Origin of the sequence: Streptomyces sp. NPDC059454 (assembly GCF_042749965.1) — a bacterium.
Lineage (GTDB): Bacteria > Actinomycetota > Actinomycetes > Streptomycetales > Streptomycetaceae > Streptomyces.
In genome coordinates this window covers 32,981-49,775 of record NZ_JBHYVC010000038.1, presented here as the reverse complement: position 1 = coordinate 49,775, position 16,795 = coordinate 32,981, and the positions used below count along the sequence as shown (strand labels likewise).

The 16,795-nt window shown below is 73.0% G+C and carries 16 protein-coding genes; 8 read left to right on the top strand and 8 right to left on the bottom strand.

Annotated elements, in window-relative coordinates; genetic code table 11:
• The first annotated feature begins 15 nt into the window (after window positions 1-15).
• The gene (locus ACFXAE_RS23965) at window positions 16-291 is read left to right on the top strand and encodes a hypothetical protein (RefSeq protein ID WP_384718256.1); all 276 of its coding nucleotides are present in this window, start codon (window positions 16-18) and stop codon (window positions 289-291) included.
• On the opposite strand, the gene ACFXAE_RS23960 is transcribed toward ACFXAE_RS23965, so the two are convergent.
• Window positions 259-1,089, bottom strand: a complete 831-nt coding sequence (locus ACFXAE_RS23960) for an Fpg/Nei family DNA glycosylase (RefSeq protein ID WP_384718254.1) — start codon at window positions 1,087-1,089, stop codon at window positions 259-261. The genes ACFXAE_RS23965 and ACFXAE_RS23960 overlap by 33 nt on opposite strands.
• Before the next feature lie 50 nt (window positions 1,090-1,139).
• Complete coding sequence (locus tag ACFXAE_RS23955; RefSeq protein WP_384718253.1) at window positions 1,140-6,011, bottom strand: ATP-dependent helicase; 4,872 nt, start codon at window positions 6,009-6,011, stop codon at window positions 1,140-1,142.
• An 80-nt stretch (window positions 6,012-6,091) separates the two neighbouring features.
• Here ACFXAE_RS23955 and ACFXAE_RS23950 point away from each other — a divergent pair, with 80 nt between their 5' ends.
• The 7 genes from ACFXAE_RS23950 to recX all read left to right on the top strand — a co-directional run bounded on the left by ACFXAE_RS23950 (window position 6,092) and on the right by recX (window position 11,915).
• Window positions 6,092-7,090 (top strand): AraC family transcriptional regulator, encoded by a 999-nt coding sequence (locus ACFXAE_RS23950; RefSeq protein ID WP_384718251.1) that lies wholly within the window; start codon window positions 6,092-6,094, stop codon window positions 7,088-7,090.
• On the top strand, window positions 7,087-7,707 hold the full coding sequence (locus ACFXAE_RS23945; RefSeq protein WP_384718249.1) for an AzlC family ABC transporter permease: 621 nt from the start codon (window positions 7,087-7,089) through the stop codon (window positions 7,705-7,707). The genes ACFXAE_RS23950 and ACFXAE_RS23945 overlap by 4 nt, the downstream gene beginning before the upstream one ends.
• On the top strand, window positions 7,704-8,012 hold the full coding sequence (locus ACFXAE_RS23940; protein ID WP_384718247.1) for an AzlD domain-containing protein: 309 nt from the start codon (window positions 7,704-7,706) through the stop codon (window positions 8,010-8,012). Before ACFXAE_RS23945 ends, ACFXAE_RS23940 begins: the two co-directional genes overlap by 4 nt.
• A 239-nt stretch (window positions 8,013-8,251) precedes the next feature.
• A complete protein-coding gene (locus tag ACFXAE_RS23935) occupies window positions 8,252-8,446 on the top strand; it encodes a DUF3046 domain-containing protein (RefSeq protein ID WP_384718245.1) in 195 nt (64 codons plus the stop codon).
• Between the two features lie 58 nt (window positions 8,447-8,504).
• Complete coding sequence (locus ACFXAE_RS23930; RefSeq protein ID WP_384718243.1) at window positions 8,505-9,767, top strand: AI-2E family transporter; 1,263 nt, start codon at window positions 8,505-8,507, stop codon at window positions 9,765-9,767.
• A 240-nt stretch (window positions 9,768-10,007) separates the two neighbouring features.
• Window positions 10,008-11,126: a recombinase RecA gene (gene recA / locus ACFXAE_RS23925; protein ID WP_384718241.1), complete on the top strand. Its 1,119-nt coding sequence runs from the start codon at window positions 10,008-10,010 to the stop codon at window positions 11,124-11,126.
• A gap of 3 nt (window positions 11,127-11,129) precedes the next feature.
• The gene (gene recX, locus ACFXAE_RS23920) at window positions 11,130-11,915 is read left to right on the top strand and encodes a recombination regulator RecX (protein ID WP_384718239.1); all 786 of its coding nucleotides are present in this window, start codon (window positions 11,130-11,132) and stop codon (window positions 11,913-11,915) included.
• A gap of 49 nt (window positions 11,916-11,964) precedes the next feature.
• On the opposite strand, the gene ACFXAE_RS23915 is transcribed toward recX, so the two are convergent.
• The 6 genes from ACFXAE_RS23915 to ACFXAE_RS23890 all read right to left on the bottom strand — a co-directional run bounded on the left by ACFXAE_RS23915 (window position 11,965) and on the right by ACFXAE_RS23890 (window position 16,666).
• On the bottom strand, window positions 11,965-12,387 hold the full coding sequence (locus ACFXAE_RS23915) for a rhodanese-like domain-containing protein (protein ID WP_384718237.1): 423 nt from the start codon (window positions 12,385-12,387) through the stop codon (window positions 11,965-11,967).
• Entirely contained in the window at window positions 12,384-12,911 is a 528-nt protein-coding gene (locus ACFXAE_RS23910; protein WP_384718235.1) for a cysteine dioxygenase, read from the bottom strand. The genes ACFXAE_RS23915 and ACFXAE_RS23910 overlap by 4 nt, the downstream gene beginning before the upstream one ends.
• Window positions 12,912-12,999: 88 nt before the next feature.
• Complete coding sequence (locus tag ACFXAE_RS23905; RefSeq protein WP_384718233.1) at window positions 13,000-13,200, bottom strand: putative leader peptide; 201 nt, start codon at window positions 13,198-13,200, stop codon at window positions 13,000-13,002.
• Window positions 13,178-14,791 carry an FAD-dependent monooxygenase gene (locus tag ACFXAE_RS23900; RefSeq protein WP_384718231.1) on the bottom strand — a complete coding sequence of 538 codons (1,614 nt, stop codon included), beginning with the start codon at window positions 14,789-14,791 and terminating at the stop codon, window positions 13,178-13,180. Before ACFXAE_RS23900 ends, ACFXAE_RS23905 begins: the two co-directional genes overlap by 23 nt.
• A gap of 292 nt (window positions 14,792-15,083) precedes the next feature.
• On the bottom strand, window positions 15,084-15,992 hold the full coding sequence (locus ACFXAE_RS23895) for an amino acid ABC transporter permease (RefSeq protein WP_384718229.1): 909 nt from the start codon (window positions 15,990-15,992) through the stop codon (window positions 15,084-15,086).
• Window positions 15,989-16,666 (bottom strand): amino acid ABC transporter permease, encoded by a 678-nt coding sequence (locus ACFXAE_RS23890; RefSeq protein WP_384718227.1) that lies wholly within the window; start codon window positions 16,664-16,666, stop codon window positions 15,989-15,991. The genes ACFXAE_RS23895 and ACFXAE_RS23890 overlap by 4 nt, the downstream gene beginning before the upstream one ends.
• Window positions 16,667-16,795 lie beyond the last annotated feature (129 nt).

Genomic DNA, 16,795 nt, shown 5'->3' with positions numbered 1-16,795 from the left:
GCGGGGGTGGAGGCCGTGACGACGGGGCGGGTGCTGCGCCGGGGGGCCGTGCTGGGGTTCGGGGCGCTGTGGTGGTGGGCGGTGGCGCGACTGCTGCTGGTGCCCGACGCCGGGGTGGTGGAAGGGGCGGTCGCGGCCGGGGGATGGGGGCTCAGCCTGCTGCCGGTGCACTGCATGCCCAAGGCGCGGGCGGAGGGAGCGCTCGCGGCGGGGCAGTGGCGGCGGGCCTGGCGGTCGGGCCGACGGGTTCGTGTGCGGTCAACGGGCGGTTCGGGGGAGCCTGCCGGGTGATCGCGTGGGGGCCGGGCCCGGCTGGCAGGTGGGGCACCAGTAGGTGGGGCGCTCGCGGGAGCCGTCGCCCTGGTCGGCGAGGCGGACCGGAGTGCGGCAGCGCAGGCAGGGGCGGCGGGCGCGGCCGTACACGAACAGGTCCTGGCCGCGGCGGCCCGTGGTGTTGCGGACCGGGCGCTCACGGTTGAACTCCAGCAGTTTCCTGGCGAGCTCCGGCAGCCGCGCGGACCGGTCGGCGGACAGCTCGCCCATGGGGAGCCAGGGGGTGACACCGAGGAGGAAGCACAGCTCGCTCTTGAAGACATTGCCGATGCCGGCGAGGTTCCGCTGGTCCAGCAGGGCTTCCCCGAGAGGGCGGGCCGGGTCCTTCAGGAGGTTGGCCAGCGCGAGGCGGGAGTCCCAGTCCGGGCCGAGGAGATCGGGGCCGAGGTGGCCGACCGCGCGGTCCTCGTCGGTGGTGCGCATCAGTTCCAGGACGGGGAGCCGGTAGCCGACGGCCGTGCGGCCGGCAGTGCCGAGGACGGCGCGGATCTGGTGGGCGGGGCCGCCGTTCCAGCGCTGTCCGTGCGGGTACACCCGCCAGGAGCCGTCCATTCTCAGGTGCGAGTGCAGCGTCAGGCCGCCTTCGACGCGGGTCAGCAGGTGTTTGCCGCGCGGGGTGACGTCCAGCACGGTGCGGCCGGTGAGATCGGCCGTGGCGAATCTCGGCACCCGGAGGTCGCTGCGGATCAGCACCTCGCCGGCCAGGGCGTCGTGCAGTCGCCGCGCGGCCTGCCAGACCGTGTCTCCTTCGGGCATGTGTCAAGGGTGGCACGTCGGGCGCCCGGCCCCGGGGTACCGGCTGCGGGTCAGGTGCGCAGGCGCAGGCCTCTGGGTGTGGCGACGAAGCCGGCGGTCTCCAGGAGGGTGCCCAGCGGGGACGTCAGCGCCGAGGTGCCGTTGACGCGCTCCACCGTGACCGTGCCGAGGGAGCCCGCGCGGGCGGCCGCGGCGAGGGCCTCGGCAGCGGCCGGGAGGCGCGGATCGTCGACGGGTTCGCCGTCGGAGCCGGCGGACCAGGCCAGCAGCGTCTTGCCGCCACGCTCCATGTAGAGCGTCAGCTCGCCGTCCACCAGCACCACCAGGGAGCCCGCCTTACGGCCGGGTTTGTGCCCGGCACCGGTCGGCGGCTCGGGCCAGCCCAGGGCGGCACCGTAGGCGTTCGCCGGGTCGGCGGCGGCCAGGACCACGGCGCGTGCGGCGCGGTCCGCACCGGTACGGCGGCCGGCGAAGGGGTCGTACGCGGGACGCCCGCCGTTCTGCCAGGGCGGAGGGGACTGCGGGGCCAGGTCGCGCGGGGAGACGTAGTCGCCCGGTGAGAGGCGGGGGTACGGCGGGTCGTCCGGGCCGGGGAAGCCGTCGTCGCCCGGGGCGGTCCCGAAGGGGTCCGGCCCGGTGCCGGAGGGGCCGGGCGCGCCCGGGGCCGAGAGGCCGTCGCCCCGCTCGCGGGCGTTGGCCGCCGCGCGGAGGCGGTCCACGGCCCCGTCCATCGCGAACTGGGCGGCGCCCAGACCTTCCACCACATAGCCGCGACGAGCCTGCCCCGTCTCCTCGAAGGCGGACAGCACGCGGTACACCGCCGAGAAGCCACCCTCGACGCCCTCCGCGGAGACGGCGCCCCGGGTCACCACACCGTGCCGGTCGAGCAGGGTGCGGGCCAGCGCGTGGGTGCGGACCGTGGCGTCGGTGTCCCGGTCCGGGAGCAGGGACCAGCGGCCCGCGACGGTCGGCGGGCCGGTGCGGGAGGCGCCGCGGGCGGCGGCCGTGAGCGAGCCGTAGCGTCCGCGCGGGACGGAGCGCTTCGCGCGGTGGGCGGTGGAGCCCGCGGTGCGGCCCGAGCCCAGCAGGGAGCGCATGGGGGTGAGCGTGTCGTTGGTCAGCCGCCCGGACCAGGCGAGGTCCCACAGGGCGTCGGCCAGTTGGGGATCGGTGGCCTCGGGGTGCGTGGTGGCACGGACCTGGTCGGCGATCTGGCGGAAGAACAGGCCGTAGCCGCCGGAGAGGGAGTCCAGGACGGACTGGTGGAGGGCGGTCGGCTCCAGGGGGTGCGGGGGTGGCAGGAGCAGCGGGGCCGTGTCCGCGAGGTAGAGGGAGACCCAGCCGTCCTTCCCGGGCAGCGAACCGGCGCCTGCCCACACCACCTCCCCGGCGGCCGTCAGCTCGTCCAGCATCGCCGGGGCGTAGTCCGTCACCCGGGACGGCAGGACCAGCTTCTCCAGGGCGGACGCGGGCACGGACGCGCCCTGCAACTGCTCGACGGCGCGCACCAGGCCGTCGATGCCGCGCAGGGAGTGCCCCTTGCCGATGTGCTGCCACTGGGGGAGGAACTGGGCGAGCGCGGGCGGTGGCACCGGCTCCAGTTCCTGCCGCAGCGCGGCCAGGGAGCGGCGGCGCAGCCGGCGCAGCACGGCCGCGTCGCACCACTCCTGTCCGATCCCGGCCGGATGGAACTCGCCCTGGACGACCCGGCCGGCCGCCGAGAGCCGCTGCAGGGCGCCCTCGGTGACCGCCACCCCCAGTCCGAAACGGGCCGCCGCCGTCGCCGACGTGAACGGACCGTGGGTGCGCGCGTACCGCGCGAGGAGGTCGCCGAGGGGGTCCTTGACGGGCTCGGTGAACGCCTCCGGCACGCCGACCGGCAGCGCCGTGCCCAGCGCGTCGCGCAGCCGGCCGGCGTCCTCGATCGCCGCCCAGTGGTCGGCGCCGGCCACCCGCACCCGGATGGCGCGCCGCGCGGAGGCGAGCTCCCGCGCCCACTGCGGCTCGGCGCCCCGCTCGGCCAGTTCGGCGTCGGTGAGCGGGCCCAGCAGCCGCAGCAGGTCGGCCACACCCTCCGCGTCCTTGACCCGCCGGTCCTCGGTGAGCCACCGCAGCTCGCGCTCCAGCTCGGTCAGCACCTCGGCGTCGAGCAGTTCGCGCAGCTCCGCCTGGCCGAGCAGCTCGGCCAGCAACCGCGAGTCCAGCGACAGGGCGGCGGCGCGGCGCTCGGCGAGCGGGGAGTCGCCCTCGTACAGGAACTGGGCGACGTATCCGAAGAGGAGGGAGCGGGCGAAGGGGGACGGTTCGGGTGTGGTGACCTCGACCAGGCGCACCTTGCGCGCCTCCAGGTCACCCATCAGTTCGACGAGCCCGGGCACGTCGAAGACGTCCTGGAGGCACTCGCGGACGGCTTCGAGGACGATCGGGAACGAGCCGAACTCGCCGGCCACCTGGAGCAGCTGTGAGGCGCGCTGACGCTGTTGCCACAGCGGGGTGCGCCGGCCGGGGTTGCGGCGCGGCAGCAGCAGCGCGCGGGCGGCGCACTCGCGGAACCGGGACGCGAACAGCGCCGAGCCGCCCACCTGGTCGGTGACGACCTGGTCGACTTCGCTTTTGTCGAAGACGACGTCGGCCGCGCCCACGGGGGCCTGGTCCGCGTCGTACTCGGTACCGGCCTTCACCGGCTCCTGGTCGAGCAGGTCGAGGCCCATCAGGTCGGCGTCCGGCAGGCGCAGCACGATGCCGTCGTCGGCGTGCATCACCTGCGCGTCCATGCCGTACCGCTCGGAGAGGCGGGCGCCGAGCGCGAGTGCCCACGGGGCGTGCACCTGGGCGCCGAACGGGGAGTGCACGACGACCCGCCAGTCGCCCAGTTCGTCGCGGAAGCGCTCCACGACGATGGTGCGGTCGTCGGGGACGTGGCCGCAGGCCTCGCGCTGTTCGTCGAGGTAGGACAGGACGTTGTCGGCGGCCCAGGCGTCCAGACCCGCCGCCAGGAGCCGCAGCCGGGCGTCGTCCTTGGACAGCGAGCCCACCTCGCGCAGGAACGCGCCCACCGCGCGGCCGAGTTCCAGCGGGCGGCCCAGCTGGTCGCCCTTCCAGAACGGCAGCCTCCCCGGCACGCCCGGCGCGGGGGAGACCAGCACCCGGTCGCGCGTGATGTCCTCGATGCGCCAGGAACTGGTGCCGAGGGTGAAGACGTCGCCCACGCGGGACTCGTAGACCATCTCCTCGTCCAGCTCGCCGACCCGCCCGCCGCCCTTCTTGGGGTCGGAGCCCGCCAGGAACACCCCGAAGAGGCCACGGTCGGGGATCGTGCCCCCGGAGGTGACGGCCAGACGCTGGGCGCCCGGGCGGCCGGTGATCTCGCCCGTGACCCGGTCCCACACCACGCGCGGGCGCAGCTCCGCGAAGGCGTCGGACGGGTAGCGGCCGGCGAGCATGTCCAGGACGCTCGTGAAGGCGGACTCGGGGAGGGAGGCGAAGGGTGCCGCGCGGCGGACCATGGCGAGCAGGTCGTCGAGCTGCCAGGTGTCCATGGCCGTCATGGCGACGAGCTGCTGGGCCAGTACGTCCAAAGGGTTCGCCGGAACGCGCAGGGACTCGATGGAGCCCGTGCGCATCCGCTCGGTGACCACGGCGGCCTGCACCAGGTCACCCCGGTACTTCGGGAACACCACGCCCGTGGAGACCGCGCCCACCTGGTGCCCCGCGCGGCCGACGCGCTGGAGCCCGGAGGCGACGGACGGCGGTGACTCGACCTGGACCACCAGGTCGACGGCGCCCATGTCGATGCCCAGCTCCAGGCTGGAGGTGGCGACCACCGCGGGCAGCCGGCCCGCCTTGAGGTCCTCCTCGACCAGGGAGCGCTGCTCCTTGGACACCGAACCGTGATGGGCACGCGCGATGACCGCGGGCGCTCCCTGGGCGGCCCCGGAGCCGCCCATCAGCTCGGCGGGGGAGTGGTGCTCGTCCAAGGGCTCGCCGGTGGCCCGCTCGTAGGCGATCTCGTTGAGCCGGTTGCACAGCCGCTCCGCGAGGCGGCGGGAGTTCGCGAACACGATCGTCGAACGGTGCGCCTGCACCAGGTCGGCGATCCGCTCCTCGACGTGCGGCCAGATCGACGGGCGCTCGGCGCCATCCGAGCCGTCGGCGACCGGAGAGCCGCCCAGCTCGCCCAGGTCCTCGACCGGCACCACCACGGACAGGTCGAACTCCTTGCCCGACTCCGGCTGCACGATCTCCGCCTTGCGGCGCGGGGAGAGGAACCGGGCGACCTCGTCCACCGGGCGCACCGTCGCCGAGAGGCCGATGCGGCGGGCCGGGCGGGGCAGCAGCTCGTCCAGCCGCTCCAGGGAGAGCGCGAGATGCGCGCCGCGCTTGGTGCCCGCGACCGCGTGCACCTCGTCCAGGATCACCGTCTCCACGCCCGTCAGCGCGTCGCGCGTGGCGGACGTCAGCATCAGGAACAGTGACTCGGGCGTGGTGATCAGGATGTCCGGCGGCCGGGTGGCCAGGGAGCGCCGCTCGGCGGGCGGGGTGTCGCCGGAGCGGATGCCGACCTTCACCTCGGGCTCGGGCAGCCCCAGACGTACGGATTCCTGGCGGATGCCCGTCAGCGGGCTGCGGAGGTTGCGCTCGACGTCCACGGCCAGGGCCTTCAGGGGCGAGATGTACAGAACCCGGCAGCGCTTCTTGGGGTCGGCGGGCGGCGGTGTGGAGGCCAGCTCGTCCAGGGCGGCGAGGAAGGCGGCCAGGGTCTTCCCGGAACCGGTGGGGGCGACCACCAGCACGTCCGAGCCCTCCCCGATGGCCCGCCACGCGCCGGCCTGGGCGGCGGTGGGCGCGGAGAACGCCCCCGTGAACCAGCCGCGGGTCGCGGGGGAGAAGCCGTCCAGGGCTCGGTGCGGATCGCTGACCATGCGTCCATCGTGCACCCGGCCACTGACAACCGGGCCGAGCCGGGGGACGGGGCCGGCCGGGACCGCGTGACAATGGCCGTATGGCGGAATCGCGCGAGGAGCGTGCGCGGCACTGGCGGTACGACGAACTGCCCGGTGTCGATCTGCTGCGTGCCCGGTACATACGGAAGACGTTCGTCCGGCACACTCACGAGCACTTCGTGATCGCGGCCATCGCCGACGGGGTCGAGGTCTTCCACCACGGCGGCGGCGACCAGTACGCGGGCGCCGGGACCCTGGCCCTGGTGAACCCGGACACCCCGCACACCGGCCGGGCGGGTGTTCCCGAGGGCTGGCGGTACGGGGCGGTGTACCCGTCGCCCGAGGTGGTGGGCGCGATCGCCGCCGAGACCACCACGCTGCGCGGCACACCGGGGTTCGTGACGCCGGTGCTCGACGATCCGTACACCGTCCGTCTGGTGCACCAGGTGCTGCGGGCCACCGACGAGGGCAACGCGCTCGCCGCCGACACCCTGCTCCGGGTCGCGGTGACCCGGCTGCTGCGGCGGAACGGCGGGACGCTGCCGCGACGCGAGGTGCGCACGGCGGGCGCCCGGATCGCCGTACGCGCGCGTGCCGTGCTGGAGGAGCGGATGGCCGATCCGCCGACCCTGGAGCGGCTGGCCGGTGAGCTGGGCACCGGTCCGTTCGCGCTGCTGCGCGCCTTCCGGGAGACCTACGGGATGCCGCCGCACACCTGGCTCACCGACGCGCGCGTGCGGCGGGCACGGCGTCTGCTGGACGCGGGGACGGCGCCGTCGGAGACGGCCGTCGCGGTCGGCTTCACCGACCAGCCGCATCTGAACCGGCACTTCAGCCGGATCGTCGGCGTGCCTCCGGGCGCCTACCAGCGCGAGCGCAAGAACGTACAAGACGCGCGGGGCGGCACGCCCGTACCGTCCGGGGCGTGGCAGTGGAACGGACAACAGCGCTCGCAGACGTACGGGACGACGGAGGAGGAAAGCCGGACGGTGCCGTCGTACGGGACGCCCTCGGCGTCGGGATCGCCGTCGGACTCTCCGGGTTCGCCTTCGGCGTGACCTCGGCGGGCAGTGGGCTCACCCTGCTCCAGACCTGTGCGCTCAGCCTCCTGGTGTTCACCGGCGCCTCCCAGTTCGCGCTGGTGGGGGCGTTGGCGGCGGGTGGCGGGCCGTTCACGGCCGCCGCGGGGGCGTTCTTCCTGGGGGTGCGCAACGCCTTCTACGGGCTGCGGCTGTCGCAGCTGCTCGCGCTGCCCCGCGCGGTGCGGCCGTTCGCCGCCCAGTGGGTGATCGACGAGACGACCGCCGTCTCGCTCGCCCAGCCCGGCCGGCGCAGCGCGCGCATCGGGTTCCTGGTGACCGGGCTCAGCCTGTACCTCCTGTGGAACCTCACCACACTGCTCGGCGCACTGGGCGCCGAGGCCATCGGGGACACCGACGCGTGGGGGCTGGACGCGGCCGGCCCCGCCGTCTTCCTGGCGCTCCTCGCGCCGATGCTGCGTACCGGCACCGAGCGGACCGTCGCCGGGCTCGCCGTTCTCCTGGGGCTGGGGCTGCTGCCGGTGCTGCCGGCCGGTGTGCCGGTCCTGGCGGCCGCGCTCGCGGCACCGGCCGTCCTGTGGGCGCAGGGCCGGAAGAACGCCTCGCGCGGTGACATGGCGGAGGGGGACCGTTGAACATCTGGATCGCGATCGGTGTGACCGCCCTCGGCTGCTACGCCGTCAAGCTCGCGGGGCTGCTGGTGCCCGCCGGGGCCCTCGAACGGCCCCTCGTCAGGCGTCTGGCCGCGCTCCTCCCGGTCGCCCTGCTGGCCGCCCTGACGGCCCAGCAGACCTTCTCCGACGGCCAGGCCCTGGTCCTGGACGCCCGTGCGGCCGGAGTGGCGGCCGCCGCCGTGGCGCTGGTCCTGCGCGCCCCGTTCCTGCTCGTCGTCGGAGCTGCGGTCGTGGTGACGGCGGGGGTGCGGGCGTTGGGCGGGTGAGGCGGTGGGCACGGCGGACCGGTGCCGACGTCCTGGAAGAGGTGGGCGAAGAGGTGTTGTCCGAGCACCCGAGCGGTGAGCCGGACGAACTGCTCCGTCCGCGTGAGCGGGCCCTGCGGCTGGGAGGCCGGGGGCAGCGGGGCGGCTCCGGTTTTGGCCGTGGGTCCGGCCGCAGGCGGAAAGCGGTGCCGGCAGGCGGCCCGGCTCGGGGCCGCCCCCGCGGGCGGGATACTGGGTGCATGCGGTTGACGGTTTTCTGGGAGCGGATGGCGGATCACTTCGGCGCGGGCTGTGCCGACACCCTGGCGCGCGACCATGTCATGTCCGAGCTCGGCGGGCGCACCGTGCACGAGGCGCTGGCGGCCGGCTGGAACGCCAAGGACGTCTGGCAGGTGGTCTGCACGGTCATGAGCGTCCCCGCGGAAAAGCGCTGATCGTCACAGAGACCGCAGGGGGCGCACGGCTGCCGCCGGCGTGGGCGAGACTTGATCCGTGGCACCCACTGACGAGACCGGGCGGACAGCCCGGCATCCCACCATGCCCGGCGCGCCGCCGCCCGCCGGGCCCCCGTCGGCCCCCCTATCCGGGCCGGGCGCCCGTATGCCGCGCTGGCTGCCGCGCGCCATGGTGCTCGCCCTCGCGCTGTTCGCCGTGTTCCAGCTGGGCAGCTGGGCCTTCCACCAGCTCATCGGCCTGTTGATCAACATCCTCATCGCGTTCTTCCTGGCGCTCGCCGTCGAGCCCGCGGTGAGCTGGATGGCCGCGCGCGGAGTGCGCCGGGGTCTGGGCACCTTCCTCGTCTTCCTGGGCGTGCTGGTCGCGGCGGCGGGCTTCGTCACGCTGCTCGGGTCCATGCTGGCGGGACAGATCATCAAGATCGTCGAGGATTTCCCGGACTACCTCGACTCCGTGATCAACTGGATCAACGCGCACTTCCACACCGAGCTGCGGCGCGTGGACATCCAGGAGGGCCTGCTGCGCTCCGACTGGCTGCGCAACTACGTCCAGAACAGCGCCACCGGTGTCCTGGACGTCTCCGCGCAGGTCCTCGGCGGTCTCTTCCAGCTGCTGACCGTCGGTCTGTTCTCGTTCTACTTCGCCGCCGACGGTCCGCGGCTGCGGCGCACCGTCTGCTCCCTGCTGCCGCCCGCCCGGCAGGCCGAGGTGCTGCGCGCGTGGGAGATCGCCGTGAACAAGACGGGCGGCTATCTCTACTCACGCGGACTGATGGCACTGGCCTCCGGCCTGGCGCACTACGTCCTGCTGGAGTTCCTCGAGGTGCCCTACGCGCCTGTCCTCGCCGTGTGGGTGGGCCTGGTGTCGCAGTTCATCCCCACCATCGGCACCTATCTCGCGGGCGCTCTGCCCATGCTGATCGCTTTCACGGTCGACCCCTGGTACGCGCTGTGGGTGATGGTCTTCGTGGTGATCTACCAGCAGTTCGAGAACTACGTGCTGCAGCCCAAGCTGACCTCCAAGACCGTCGACATCCACCCGGCGGTCGCCTTCGGCTCGGTCGTCGCGGGCACCGCCCTGCTCGGCGCCGTCGGCGCACTGATCGCCATTCCCGCCGTCGCCACCCTCCAGGCGTTCCTCGGCGCGTACGTGCGGCGGTACGACGTCACGGACGACCCCCGTGTGCTCGGGCACCGCAGCCCCGGGGGAGGGCCGGGCGTCCTCATGCGCGTCCGTCATCGGTGGGTCCGCCGGCCGGGCGCGGTGCGGTCCCGCGGCGAAGACACCGGGGTCTCCTGAGGGCGGCTGTCCCGCGCGACCCGCGGGACCGCGGTGACGCATGGTGCGCTTGACACGAAAATCGAACATCCATTCTCATGGAAGTGTCGATGAGGCTCAACGACGGGTGTTGTGTCCCGGTTCGGGTGTGAATACACCCACGTTATCCACAGGCCGGAGGTGGGTCGGGGCGCGTTGTCAGTGGCAGGCGTTAGCGTCTTTGACGTGAAGCGATCGAATCAAGCAAATCGGGTGGAACCCATGGCAGGAACCGACCGCGAGAAGGCGCTCGACGCCGCGCTCGCACAGATTGAACGGCAATTCGGCAAGGGCGCGGTCATGCGCATGGGTGACCGGACGAACGAGCCCATCGAGGTCATCCCGACCGGATCGACCGCGCTCGACGTGGCCCTCGGTGTCGGCGGTCTGCCGCGTGGCCGTGTCATCGAGGTCTACGGCCCCGAGTCCTCGGGCAAGACGACCCTGACCCTGCACGCGGTGGCGAACGCGCAGAAGGCCGGCGGTCAGGTCGCCTTCGTGGACGCGGAGCACGCCCTCGACCCCGAGTACGCGAAGAAGCTCGGCGTCGACATCGACAACCTCATCCTGTCCCAGCCGGACAACGGTGAGCAGGCCCTGGAGATCGTGGACATGCTGGTCCGCTCCGGCGCCCTCGACCTCATCGTCATCGACTCCGTCGCCGCACTCGTCCCGCGCGCGGAGATCGAGGGCGAGATGGGTGACAGCCACGTGGGTCTGCAGGCCCGCCTGATGAGCCAGGCCCTGCGGAAGATCACCAGCGCGCTCAACCAGTCCAAGACCACCGCGATCTTCATCAACCAGCTCCGCGAGAAGATCGGCGTGATGTTCGGCTCCCCGGAGACCACGACCGGTGGCCGGGCGCTGAAGTTCTACGCCTCGGTGCGCCTCGACATCCGACGCATCGAGACGCTGAAGGACGGCACCGACGCGGTCGGCAACCGCACCCGTGTCAAGGTCGTCAAGAACAAGGTCGCGCCGCCCTTCAAGCAGGCCGAGTTCGACATCCTCTACGGCCAGGGCATCAGCCGCGAGGGCGGCCTGATCGACATGGGCGTGGAGCACGGCTTCGTCCGCAAGGCCGGCGCCTGGTACACGTACGAGGGCGACCAGCTCGGCCAGGGCAAGGAGAACGCCCGCAACTTCCTCAAGGACAACCCCGACCTCGCCAACGAGATCGAGAAGAAGATCCTGAAGAAGCTGGGCGTCGGCGTACGGCCGGAGGAGCCCGCCGCCGCGCCGGGCGCGGACGCCACGAGCACCGCTGCGGCCGAGCCGGCCGCCGTACCGGCCCCGGCGGCCAAGGCCACCAAGTCCAAGGCCGCGGCGGCCAAGAGCTGACCCGTGACGCGACGAACCGACTGGGCCGAGTACGAGTTCGCCGCCTCCGGTGCCCCACGGGGGAGGGGCATCGAAGGCGGCGACGGCTCAGCCGTGGACGGTGACGCGGTGGACGACGACATCACCGGCGGGGGCGGCCCCCGCGACGGAGGTGGCGCACGGGCGGGCGGCTCGCGTGACGGCGGGCCGCGCGGTGGACGCGGGCGCAGACGCCGGACCTCCGGCGAGGCGGCCGCGGAGGACGGGGGCGCCTCCTCCTCGTCGAGGGCCGAACGGGAGGAACCTCCGGCGGACCCGGTCGAGCGGGCGCGGGCGATCTGTCTGCGCCTGCTCACCGGGACCCCGCGCACCCGGAAACAGCTCGCCGACGCCCTCCGCAAGCGGGAGATCCCGGACGAGGCAGCCGAGGAGGTGCTGTCCCGGTTCGAGGAGGTCGGACTGATCGACGACAGCGCCTTCGCGGACGCCTGGGTGGAGTCCCGGCACCACGGCCGGGGGCTCTCCCGGCGCGCGCTCGCCCGGGAGCTGCGCGTCAAGGGGGTCGACCCCACGCTGATCGACGAGGCTGTCTCCCGGCTCGACTCCGAGCAGGAGGAGACGACCGCACGCGAACTGGTCGCCCGCAGACTGCGCGCCACCCGCGGACTCGACCGCGACAAGCGCATCCGCCGCCTCGCCGGCATGCTCGCCCGCAAGGGCTACCCCGAGGGCCTCGCCCTGCGCGTCGTCCGGCAGGCGCTGGAGGAGGAGGGCGAGGAGACGGAGTTCCTCGGCGACGAGGGGTTCTGAGACGGCGCGGAGCGCGGTGACACGGCACCGGACGCTTCCCGCGCGACGCCTACGCCGGTGGTGCGGGCACCACCGGCAGGCCCGCCGCCCGCCAGGCCTGGAAGCCACCGACCAGATCGGTGGCCCGGTGCAGGCCCAGGCGGTGGAGGGACTCCGCGGCGAGGCTGGAGGCGTAACCCTCGTTGCAGATCACCACGACGCGCAGGTCGTGGCTCGTGGCCTCCGGGAGGCGGTGGCTGCCCCGCGGGTCCAGGCGCCACTCCAGTTCGTTGCGTTCGACGACGAGGGCCCCGCGGATCAGTCCGTCCCGTTCCCGCAGGGCGGCGTAGCGGATGTCCACCAGCAGTGCCCCACCGGTCCGTGCGGCCTCGTAGGCGTCCCGGGGACCGACGCGCTCGTAACCGGCGCGCACCCGTTGCAGCAACTCGTCGATGCCCACGGCACCACCGGCCGGTTCGTCGGTCCCGCTCACAGCCAGTCCTCCGGGCGTTCGACCTGCTCCAGGCGGAGAATGCGGCCGCTGCGGCTGTAGCGGCGGATCCGCGGCAGCGGCGGATAGTAGGCGTGCACGGAGATCGCGTGCCGGTCCGAGGACTCGTTGAGGACCTCGTGGACGTGATGCCGCCCGAAGGCGCGCCCTTGCCCAGTCCCCAGTCGGCGCTCCCGGTCCACCCCGTCCGTGAGTTCCAGGGTCTTCCAGCCGTCGGTGGGCAGCCGCGCGGCGAGCGAGTTCTCCTTCAGTTCGCCCGACGCGGTCATGAAGGCACCGACGGAGTCGGCGTGGTCGTGCCAGCCGGTCCCGGTGCCGGGCGGCCAGCCGATCAGCCAGGCCTCGCTGCCACCGGGCCCGTCGAGCCGCACCCAGGTGCGCCCCTCGGGGTCGAGCGGAAGGGAGGCGATCAGTTCGGCGTCGGCGACGGTACGCCGTACGAAGTCGAGGAGGTCCGCTTGCGTGGGTGCGGAGACGGGAGCCGGAACGGGGGAGGAGACAGACATGTGCACCGTCCTGGAGGAGGTTCGCGGAGGCGCGCGGCCACGCGTAGGAGACGGCGGGCGGCGCGCGGAGAAGGGTGAGAGACGCGAATCAGCAGGACGGGCGACACACGCAGCCCGCATAGCGGACGAGGTCCATATGGACCCTCCGCCACAGGTGCACGCAGGTGTCGGTCACGAGCGGAGTACACCACGAGGCCGTACACCGATTCAACTCACCGTCACCATGCGGACCGCAGGATGACGACGACTCGACGGGAGCGGGGCTCTCAGCGCGACCCGGCCCCCGCATCGGCCTTGGCCTCCGCCTCCGCCGCGGCGGGCCCGCCGACCGCCGCTTCCGCCGCGGCGTACAGATCCGCCGGGCGGACCCCGCTCAGCGCCGTCACCAGGTGACCGTCGGGGCGCACCAGCAGCACGGTGTGGGCCGCCGCACCCGGGTAGCTCTCGGCGACCAGCAGTTCGGCCCGGTGCGGCAGCGCCGAGACGGCCGCCGCCAGCCGGGGCATGATCCCGGCGGACACCCAGTGCCGGCGCTCCCAGACCCCCGTACCGGGCGCGATCAGCACCACCAGCAGCGCACCCCGGCCGAGCCGGTCCCGCAACCGGACGAAGGTGCCGTCCTCGGCCGTGACCCGTACGTCCGTCACCGTCGCCCCGGGAGCCGTCCGGAGGGGCGCCTCGCCCTCCAGAGGGCCGGGCGTGAGCGGCGAGCCGGCGTACGTCCCCGGCGCGCCCAGCGCGCCACGCCCCAGGTGACCGTCCATCAGCAGTGTGTCGTGCCCCCGCGCGGACCCGGGAACGTAGGAGCGCAGCCCTCCGCCGCCGCGCACCAGCGGCAGCGCCTGGTCGGCGGCGCGCAGCCGGGCGGCGACGATCGCCCGGCGTTCGGTCTGGTAGCTGTCGAGCAGCGCCTCGTGCGGACCGTGGTGCCAGGCCAGTGCCAGCTTCCAGGCGAGGTTGTCGGCGTCGCGGAGGCCTTCCTCCAGCCCGTGCGTGCCCAGTGAGCCGAGCAGATGGGCCGCGTCCCCGGCGAGGAACACCCGCTCGGCCCGCCAGCGCCGGGCCAGCCGGTGGTGGACGGTGTGCACTCCGGTGTCCAGCAGTTCGTACGGCGGGGTCGGACCGCCGGTCCAGCCGGCCAGGGTCTCCCGGACCCGGCCCAGCAGCAGTTCGGGCGTGACCAGGTCCTTGCCCGGCGGCAGCAGCCAGTCCAGGCGCCACACCCCGTCCGGCAGCGGGCGTGCGGTGATCTCCCCGGCCGAGGGGCCGGACGTGCGCCACGGCGGCGTGCGGTGCAGTAGTGCCTCGTAGGGCCAGGGGAGTTCGGTGCGCAGGGCGGCCACGGCGTGACGCTCCACCGCGGTGCGGCCGGGGAAACGGATGTCCTGGAGCTTGCGCACGGTCGAGCGCGGGCCGTCGCAGCCGACCAGGTAACTGCCGCGCCACCAGGTGCCCGTCGAGCCCCGGGTGTGGGCGGTGACGCCCGAGGGTTCCTGCTCCACGGCGTCCAGCCGGCTGTTCACCACGACCTTGACGAGCCGCTCGCCGGCGAGGGCCGCACGCAGGGCACCCGTCAGGACGTGCTGGGCGATGTGCAGGGGGGCGGGCTCGGTGTCGCCGAAGGCGACCTCGGCCGTCACCTGCTTGCGCCGCATCGACCGCCATCCGGCCCAACGGACACCGGCGTGTGCGAGCGGCATTCCGGTCAGCCGCTCCATGAGCGCGGCGGTCTCCTCGCGCAGGACGACGGTGCGCGCCGGACGGGGCTCGTCCTTGCCCGGTCCTTCGTCGAGGACCACGCACGGCACTTCCTGGCGCGCCAGCGCCAGCGCCAGCGTGAGCCCGACGGGCCCCGCTCCGACGATGATCACCGGGTCCACGGCGCGGCGCCCCCTGCTCGAAGTGACGTCTGAAGAGACGTGGAGGAACAGGAAAATGGAGCAGGGTGCACGATCACAGAACGTATGCAACCTATTGCCGGTGCTTGCGTCAAGTGACCGAAGGCCAGTTGCGATCATGAAGTGGGGCGGGGCGTGTCACATTACTTGACTGTTCATCACACGAGTCCGGGGCGCACCGCTCCTCCGTACCGCTGGGGTCGGCCGGCAACGTGACATGACTGTGGCCCGCCGGGATGCGGCGGGCCACGGTCATGTCGTGCGGCAGCGGGCGTCAGACGACGCCGCCTCCGCCGGTCTTGTGGGTGCCCCCGACCTCGGCCGCGTTGAGGTCGTCGACATCGTCCGGGCCGAGCACCGCGCCCGTGCTGCGCTTGCTGCGGCGCAGCCGTCCCTCGAGCCAGGAGGCGAACGAGGTGAGGATGAAGTTGAGGACGATGAAGATGAGCGCCACCACGATGAAGCTCGGGATGACGTTGGCGTAGTTGGCCGCCAGCGTGGCGCGCGAGTTCAGCAGCTCGGTGAAGCCGAGCATCACGCCGCCCAGCGCGGTGTCCTTCACGATGACGACCAGCTGGCTGACGATCGCAGGGAGCATCACCGTGACCGCCTGCGGCAGCAGGATGCTGCTCATCGTCTGGCTCTTGCGCAGACCGATCGCCTGAGCCGCCTCACTCTGCCCCTTGGGCAGGGCGAGGATGCCGGCCCGGACCACCTCGGCGAGGACCGAGGCGTTGTAGAGCACCAGGCCGGTGACGACCGCGTAGAGGGGCCGGTCCTCGCTGGTGACGTCCGTGGAGCGGGCGAAGAACTCGTTGGCGAACAGCATCAGCAGCAGCACCGGGATGGCCCGGAAGAACTCGACCACCGCGCCGGCCGGGATGCGTACCCACCGGTGGTCGGACATCCTGGCGATGCCGAGGACCGCGCCCAGCGGCAGCGCGATGACCATGGCCAGCGCCGCGGCCTTCAGCGTGTCGGCGAGTCCGGGCAGCAGATAGGTCGTCCACGCCTCGGACGTGGTGAAGGGTTTCCACAGGGACCACTCCAGCTGGCCCTTGTCGTCCAGCACCTGCCAGACCCACCACAGCAGCAGGGCGAGCAGGACGAGGAAGACGACCGAGAGGATCAGGTTGCGCCGCTTGGCCTTCGGGCCGGGGGCGTCGTAGAGAACAGAAGTCATCGCTTCACCGCCAGGCGCTTGCTCAGCCAGTTGAGGATCAGGCCGGTGGGCAGGGTCAGTACCACGAACCCGAAGGCGAAGACCGCGCCGATGAGCAGCGTCTGTGCCTCGTTCTCGATCATTTCCTTCATCAGGAGCGCGGCCTCCGCCACTCCGATGGTGGCCGCCACGGTCGTGTTCTTGGTCAGTGCGATCAGCACGTTGGCCAGGGGGCCGATGACCGAGCGGAACGCCTGCGGCAGCACGACGAGCCGCAGCACCTGGCTGAAGCTCAGTCCGAGGGCCCGTGCCGCCTCCGCCTGCCCGACGGGCACCGTGTTGATGCCGGAGCGGATCGCCTCGCACACGAAGGCCGCGGTGTAGGCGATGAGGCCGAGTACGGCCAGTCGGAAGTACTTGAGCTCGAAGTCGTCCGGTGCGCCCATCGCCAAGCCGAAGATGTCGGCGAGGCCGAGCGACGTGAAGACGATGATGACGGTCAGAGGAATGTTCCGGACGATGTTCACGTAGGCGGTGCCGAAACCGCGCATCAGCGGAACAGGACTGACCCGCATGGCCGCCAGCAGGGTGCCCCAGATCAGGGATCCGATGGCCGAGAGGACGGTGAGCTGCACCGTGACCCAGAAAGCGCCCAGCAGGGACGGGTCGTCATAGTTTGAAAGAAAGTCGAACACGATCTCCCGCGCTTCCGGGTGTGTGACGTACGTGGCGGACGTGACGTGGCCCCCCCCGCCCCGTGGGGGGGGGCGGGCCGGCTGGGCCTAACCCCCGCACCCCCCGGGGTACAGCGGCGGCGGGGTCCC